The organism is Dehalococcoidales bacterium (assembly GCA_035529395.1).
GTDB lineage: Bacteria > Chloroflexota > Dehalococcoidia > Dehalococcoidales > Fen-1064 > DUES01.
This window is the reverse complement of sequence record DATKWT010000139.1, coordinates 22,854-29,446: the sequence shown is the minus strand read 5'-3', so window position 1 is coordinate 29,446 and position 6,593 is coordinate 22,854. Positions and strand designations below refer to the sequence as shown.

General features: G+C 57.9%; 6 protein-coding genes. All 6 read right to left on the bottom strand.

Translation table 11 applies throughout. The features are described from left to right. Positions 1 to 758 (bottom strand): 5'/3'-nucleotidase SurE (surE, locus tag VMW13_09200; protein HUV44990.1); only part of this gene is annotated, 758 nt, incomplete at its 3' end. 30 nt (positions 759 to 788) lie between these two features. Further along, entirely contained in the window at positions 789 to 1,451 is a 663-nt protein-coding gene (locus VMW13_09195; protein HUV44989.1) for a nitroreductase, read from the bottom strand. A gap of 63 nt (positions 1,452 to 1,514) precedes the next feature. Continuing rightward, positions 1,515 to 2,504 carry a GTPase gene (locus tag VMW13_09190; protein HUV44988.1) on the bottom strand — a complete coding sequence of 330 codons (990 nt, stop codon included), beginning with the start codon at positions 2,502 to 2,504 and terminating at the stop codon, positions 1,515 to 1,517. Between the two features lie 6 nt (positions 2,505 to 2,510). Then, the gene (gene uvrC / locus VMW13_09185; GenBank protein HUV44987.1) at positions 2,511 to 4,379 is read right to left on the bottom strand and encodes an excinuclease ABC subunit UvrC; all 1,869 of its coding nucleotides are present in this window, start codon (positions 4,377 to 4,379) and stop codon (positions 2,511 to 2,513) included. A 90-nt stretch (positions 4,380 to 4,469) separates the two neighbouring features. Next, complete coding sequence (rho, locus tag VMW13_09180) at positions 4,470 to 5,735, bottom strand: transcription termination factor Rho (protein HUV44986.1); 1,266 nt, start codon at positions 5,733 to 5,735, stop codon at positions 4,470 to 4,472. Between the two features lie 114 nt (positions 5,736 to 5,849). Further along, positions 5,850 to 6,500: a fructose-6-phosphate aldolase gene (gene fsa, locus VMW13_09175; protein ID HUV44985.1), complete on the bottom strand. Its 651-nt coding sequence runs from the start codon at positions 6,498 to 6,500 to the stop codon at positions 5,850 to 5,852. Positions 6,501 to 6,593: the final 93 nt, after the last annotated feature.

Below are 6,593 nucleotides of genomic sequence, written 5' to 3'. Positions count from 1 at the left end.
GAGAGCACGTGCTCGGCCAGCGCCGGTATCCCGTCGTGGTGGGTGACTTCCATGCGGAGCGGCGTGATTGATATCATGTCGGATGTGATTGCCCGGATATCGGTGCCCTCGGGGTATTCCACCTCGGCGCGGGCACCGGAGACGTATCGAACGCCGTCTTCCGTGGCCACGGGAGCAAGGCGCACCCATGCCCCGGGCGCCGTCCGCGTGGTGACGATGCCCTTAATCCGCTCCCGGGGGATGTTCGGTACGTTCGTGTTCAGGATGGCGTCGGTGGGCAATGTGCCATCCTGAATCCGTCGCGCCAGGTGCTCGGCAACCGTGGCCGCAAAACCAAAGTCCGGCTCCCTATCCCTGTTCACTATCGCCAGCGACATGGCAATCGAAGGTATTTTGCGGAAGTAGCCCTGCAGGGTGGCCATGACCGTGCCTGAATACAGGATATCACGGCCCATATTCGCCCCGTGGTTGATGCCGGAGACAAGTAGCCCGATGCGCCTCTCACCGGAAAGGCGGCCTATCCCCAGTATGACGCAGTCACTCGGCGTCCCCCCGATGGAATAGGCCTGCACGCCGCGAATAGACGAGGGTACTTCCTTAATGCTGGTATCGCTATGCAGTGATAAGCTGGAACCGGTCCCGCTCTGCTGTGAGCTGGGAGCGACCACCAGCACCTCGCCCACCCGACTCATTGCCTCGACCAGTGGCCAGAGGCCGCGGGAGTCTATGCCGTCATCGTTGGTGACCAGGATATTCATCTATCGTACCCTTTCTAAATAAGTGCCCTGCTAGAGGCCGCACCAGGTGGTGTTGTTCTCCAGGGACTCGCGCTCGCTATATAATTTGTTAGCCGGGAAGTCATCATCCGGATAGCCGATAGTAATACAGATGCTCATCGTCTTAGACTCGGGTATGCCCGCGATTTCCCTGACCACCTTCGGGAACATGATACCCTGTGTCATAATGCAGGTGCCAAGTCCGTAATTCAGCGCCACCAGGGCAATCGTCTGGGATATAGTCCCAATATCAAACTGGGCAATTTCACCCAGGGACTTGTCGAAAGAAATAATGATAGCCGCAGGTGCGTCAAAGCAGCGAAAGCCCTTCAGCATCCACTGCTGCCGTTTCTCACGGTCCTCCCGTGCAATGCCCATAAGCTGGAATAGCCGTATCCCCAGGGCCACCTGGCGTTCCCGGTATACACCCTGATAACCACCCCAGTTGGACTCCATACCGGGTGTTTCGCCGGCATTCAACTTTTCCATATGGGTCTTGCAGAGTTTTTCTAGCGCGTCTCCGGCAATTACCGCGAACTCCCACGGCTGGACATTCATGCTCGAAGGCGCACGGCTGGCAATCTCCAGGATTTCTTCGATGATGTTCCTCGGTACCGGGTCCGGCTTGTAGCCCCGGATGCTCTTCCTGCTCTTAATAGCTTCAATAATGTCCAATATATCCTCCTTCAACTGTGGTCATGCTAACCTACGGCCAGTCGGGTGTCAAACCGTCGGCCCTTACATGTGCAGCTCGATAACGTCCCCGTCCTGGAGAACGTGCCCTCTCTTTGCCATGACACCGTCATGCTTTCCCGAACCCCAGATACGAGCGTATTTCATTCTGGCGCGGAAGTCCTTGTGAACATCCTCCGCAGCATCTTCCAGCGTGCTCCCCCGCGCCAGGACTATCGGGTCGTTGAAGTCCGGCTTCTCCCTCGGCGTCTTGGTGTAGACCCGGATAACGTCCAGCACCTGGTAGACCTTCAACCTCATTTCTTCCAGGCCGGTACCCTTTGTCGCCGAGGTGCTGATTACGGGCACCTGCCCGCCGTATTCGTCGCGTAATGCTTCTTCAGCAGTCTGCTGTTCTGCTTTCCCAACCAGGTCCGCCTTGTTGGCAACGATAAAGGTTTTTTGCTGGCTCCAGCGCGTGTCTTCTTCGGCCTCTTCCTTTCCCGGGATAATGCTTATTCTCATGTTCTCAAGTTGCAGGACAACCTCCACCATCTGGTCCAGGGGGTTGTCACCCAAGTCCACCAGGATGAGCAGGGCATCCGCCCCCCTTAGCATTTGCGGCAGCCAGAAGGGAACCGAGCCGGACACCAGGGGCGGGGTATCGACAAGCTGTATCTGGATGTTCTCAAACTCCATAATGCCCGGGGTGACGGTCTGCGTTGTGAACGCGTATTCGGCCACGTTCGGGGAAGCGTTGGTCACGACGGACACGAGCTGCGACTTTCCGGCATTGGGCAGACCGATGACCATCACCTGGGCCGCGCCCTGCTTTTCCAGTACCATGGATGCCCGCTGGGTGACGGACTTCTTATCCATGCTCTGGGTCAGCTTGGCTATCCGTCGCCTTAGCTCCCCCTTGAGGTGGTCGGTGCCCTTGTGCTTGGGCATGACCGCCAGCATTTCCTCAAGGGCGGCAATCTTCTCATGGGCGCTCTTGGCCGCACGGAACCTTTTCTCGGCCTCGAAGTACATCGGGTTTAGATTAGCGGGCATCGCTTATTATAGAAGCTCCTTTACCTTTTTCGCCAGTGCCGGAGACACGCCTTTGGCGGTGGCCAGTTCCTCAACCGTAGCCTCACGGATGGCCCGCACCGAGCCAAACTGCTTGAGCAGGGCGCGCCTGCGACCGGGGCCGATACCGGGGACGGCATCGAGTGAGGAGCCGAGTGTTTGCTTACGGCGCACCTTCAAGTGGTAGCCAAGGGCAAAGCGGTGGGCTTCGTCACGCAAGCGCTGCAATAGTTGCAGTCCCGGTGAGCTGCCGGGAAGAACGATGGCGTCTTTCCGGCCCGGAATGAAGACCTCCTCGTTTTCCTTGGCCAGACTGGCAACCGGTGCAGACCGGGCACCTGTTTCCTTCATCACGGAGAGCGCGGCGTTGAGCTGCCCCTTACCACCATCAATAAGAACGAGGTCGGGCAGGACCGACCAGGCATTGGGTGTGGCAGCATCGTCCTCTTCTACCGTAATCCGTTTGAACCTGCGTCGGAGGACCTCCTGAAGCATGGCGTAGTCGTTGGCCCCGCTGACAGTCTTTATCCTGAAGCGACGGTATAGAGACGGCTTTGGCCTGCCATCCTCAAAGACTACCATGCTGCCCACAGCCCCTGTCCCCTGGATGTTGGAGATATCATAACCCTCAAGGCGTGATGGCGTATGCGACAGGTGGAGTTCTCTCTCTATTTCCTCCAGGGCGGCTGTGAGTGTTGCCGGAGCGGCCAGGTGCTTGATTTTAAGCTGCTGCAAACCCTGCTCAGCGTTTTCGGCGACTATATTGACCAGGTGTCTCCCGTTACCACGGGTCGGTACCTTGATTCGGACGCGACTACCCCGCTTACTGTGGAGCCATTCCTGAATTGCCGCCATGTCCTCCACCGGGTACTGGAGAAGCAGCAGGGGCGGAATGTAGGGTGCCGGGCCGTAGAACTGCTTGATGAAGCTGGCCATTATCTGCTCCGGTTCTTCAGAACTGGTACCTTCCAGGATGAAGCTATCCCGGCCGACCAGCTTGTTACTGCGGACGAAGAAGACCTGTACATACGCCTGGTCCCGGTCGTTGGCGAAGGCAATGACATCCTGCTCACCGCTGGTTGTTGCGGCGATTCTCTGTCCCTCGATAACCCTGTCGATAGCCTGTATCTGGTCGCGGAACATGGCAGCCTTCTCAAATTCCAGGGCATCGGCTGCCCCTTTCATCTTCCTGTTTAGCTCCCCGGCCACGCGGTCCTGTTTGCCTTCCAGGAAAAGGAGTACCTGCTTTATCATCTCATCGTAATCTTCCCTGGAAACCGCACCGATACAGGGTCCGAGGCAGCGGCGGATGTGGTACTGGAGGCAGGGACGCGGGTCCGTGCCGGTGATTGTCTTGGTGCAGGACCGAAACGGGAAGATGGCCCGGATGACCTTCAGGGTCTGTCGTACCGACCTGGCGCTGGCGAATGGCCCGAAGTAGTGAGCGCCGTCCTCTTCGAGGAGGCGGGTGAAGCGCACCCTGGGCCACTCTTCGCGGCGGTCTATCTTGATATAAGGAAAGGTCTTGTCATCCTTGAGGCGGACATTGTAGTGCGGGCGGTATCGCTTGATGAGGTTGCACTCCAGGATGAGGGCTTCCTGCTCCAAGTTGGTCACGTAGAAATCAATGTCATGCACCTGCTCAACCAGGCGCTGGAGCTTGGGTGGCAGCTTCTGTACCGGGCTGAAGTAGGACTTGACACGCTGGTTGAGGTCAGCCGCTTTGCCAACGTAGAGAATGTCGCCTGCGGCGTTCCTCAGCAGATACACGCCGGGGCTGGCCGGTAGCTGCTTCAGTTGCTCGCCTATAAGGTTGCTGGTCAAGGTCTTCTCACCCGGGGTCTGCTGGCCAGCCATGCTCACCTTCCTACCGACCAGGCTCGTATTCCGGGGAACGGGAATCACCGGTAGACCGGTCACGGCGGCCGTCGCGTTCTTGAGCGACGGCTACCCGGCGTCCCTGCTCAGACCGGCCAGGAACTCGGCGTTGGTCTTGGTCTTGCGCAGGCGTTCGAGGACACGCTCGGTGGCGTCTACGAAGTGGGTAGAGTCAGAAGAAATCAGGCCCACCATACGTCGGAGCAGCCAGACCTGTTTCAGGGTGTCTTCGTCAAGAAGTAGTTCCTCGCGACGGGTACCGCTAAGCTCGATATCAATTGACGGGTATATCCTGCGCTGGGCCAGGCGACGGTCGAGGTGGACTTCCATGTTACCCGTACCCTTGAACTCTTCGTAGATGAGGTCATCCATGCGGCTGCCGGTATCCACCAGGCAGGTAGCTATAATTGTCAGGCTGCCACCCTCCTCAGTGTTACGCGCCGCGCCAAAGAAGTGCTTGCCCGGATACAGGGCCCCGGGGTCGATTCCACCGGAAAGGGTCCGGCCGCTGGAGGGCATTGCCAGGTTGTAGGACCGGGTAAGGCGGGTGATACCATCAAGGAGTATCATAACGTCACGACCGCTCTCCACGAGCCGCTTGGCTCTCTCCTGGGCCAACTCGGCGACACGGGTGTGGTTCTCCACCTGCTCATCGAACGTGGCGGCGATTACCTCCCCCCTGACGGAACGCCTCATATCGGTCACTTCCTCCGGACGCTCGCCGATGAGGCACACCATCAGGTGAATGTCCTTGTAGTTTGTCGTGACAGCGGTGGCTATCGCTTTGAGCAGCAGCGTTTTACCAGCCTTGGGCGGTGACACTATCAGGCCACGTTGGCCCCGACCGATGGGGGCTATCAGGTTGAGTAATCGGGTTGACAGGCTGTCGTTCGGCAATTCGAGATCGACCAGCCTGTCAGGAAACGTGGGTGTCAGCGATCCGAAATGCGGCCGGTTCTTGGCAAGTTCCGGGTTAATATCATTGACCGCCTCGATTCGGAGCAGGCTGAAGTATTTCTCGCCAGCCCGGGCCGGTCTGCCCTGCCCGGCAACCATGTCTCCGATACGCAGTCCGAATCTGCGGATTTGTGACTGGGACACGTAGATATCGGAGGAGCTGGGCAGGAGAGAGGCTTGCCGCAGGAAACCGTAGCCCTCACTCATGATTTCCAGTATACCGCTGCAGAAGACGTTGCCCTGCTGTGCGGCATCCGCCTGGAGCAAGCGCATGGTGAGGTCTTGCTTGCTGAGTTTGGAGAGGTTAGGGACTTCCAGTTCCTTGGCCATCTCCATTAGTTCATCTTTGCTCTTGTTTTCCAGTTGACTGATATCCATGTTAGTTGACTCCCTTGTGTTTGTAGCGGCTACTATCCTCCTGCCTGGGGGAAGTGGTTCCGTCTGGTCCGGCCTTTCTGGCCGGGTTTTTGAAACCGGACCGCCGATTCCGTATCATTGCTGTGAAACGCGTCGCCAGTCTTCGAGGAAACGGGCGATTCCTGTATCGGTAAGCGGGTGCTTTATCATCTGCATCAGCACCTTGTAGGGCACCGTGGCGATGTCTGCCCCTGCCCTGGCCGCCGTCACGCAGTGCAGCGGGTGACGAATACTGGCGGCAATAACCTTGGTGGGCAATTCGTAGTACCCGTACATCTCAACAATATCGGCTACCAGCTCCATACCGTCGTGCCCGATGTCATCAAGTCGACCGACGAACGGGCTGACATAAGCAGCCCCGGCACGGGCTGCGAGCAGTGCCTGGTTCACCGAGAAGCACAGGGTCATGTTTATCTTGATGTTCTCCTTGCTAAGCGTGGACGTTGCCTTCAGCCCGTCGGCAGTGATGGGAATCTTGACGGTCACGTTTGGTGCCCAGGAGGCTTTGACCCGGGCCTCTTCGACCATGGATTCCGCATCTTCGACAAGCACTTCGGCGGAAACTGACCCGCTGACGATGGAGCAGATGGTCTTCACCACCGTTTCATAGTCCGCGGTGGCTTCCTTCGATACCAGGCTGGGATTAGTGGTCACACCACTGATTACGCCCAGACTGGCTGCTTCCCTTATTTCATCGATATTGGCTGTGTCCAGGAAGATAAGCATCTAAGTTTCCACCTCAGCGATTATAATGTCTGTTTCTGTCAGTCCCGGCAACGATACGTGCTTCTTCAGGCAACTTCTGGTCGGGCGAAGCGA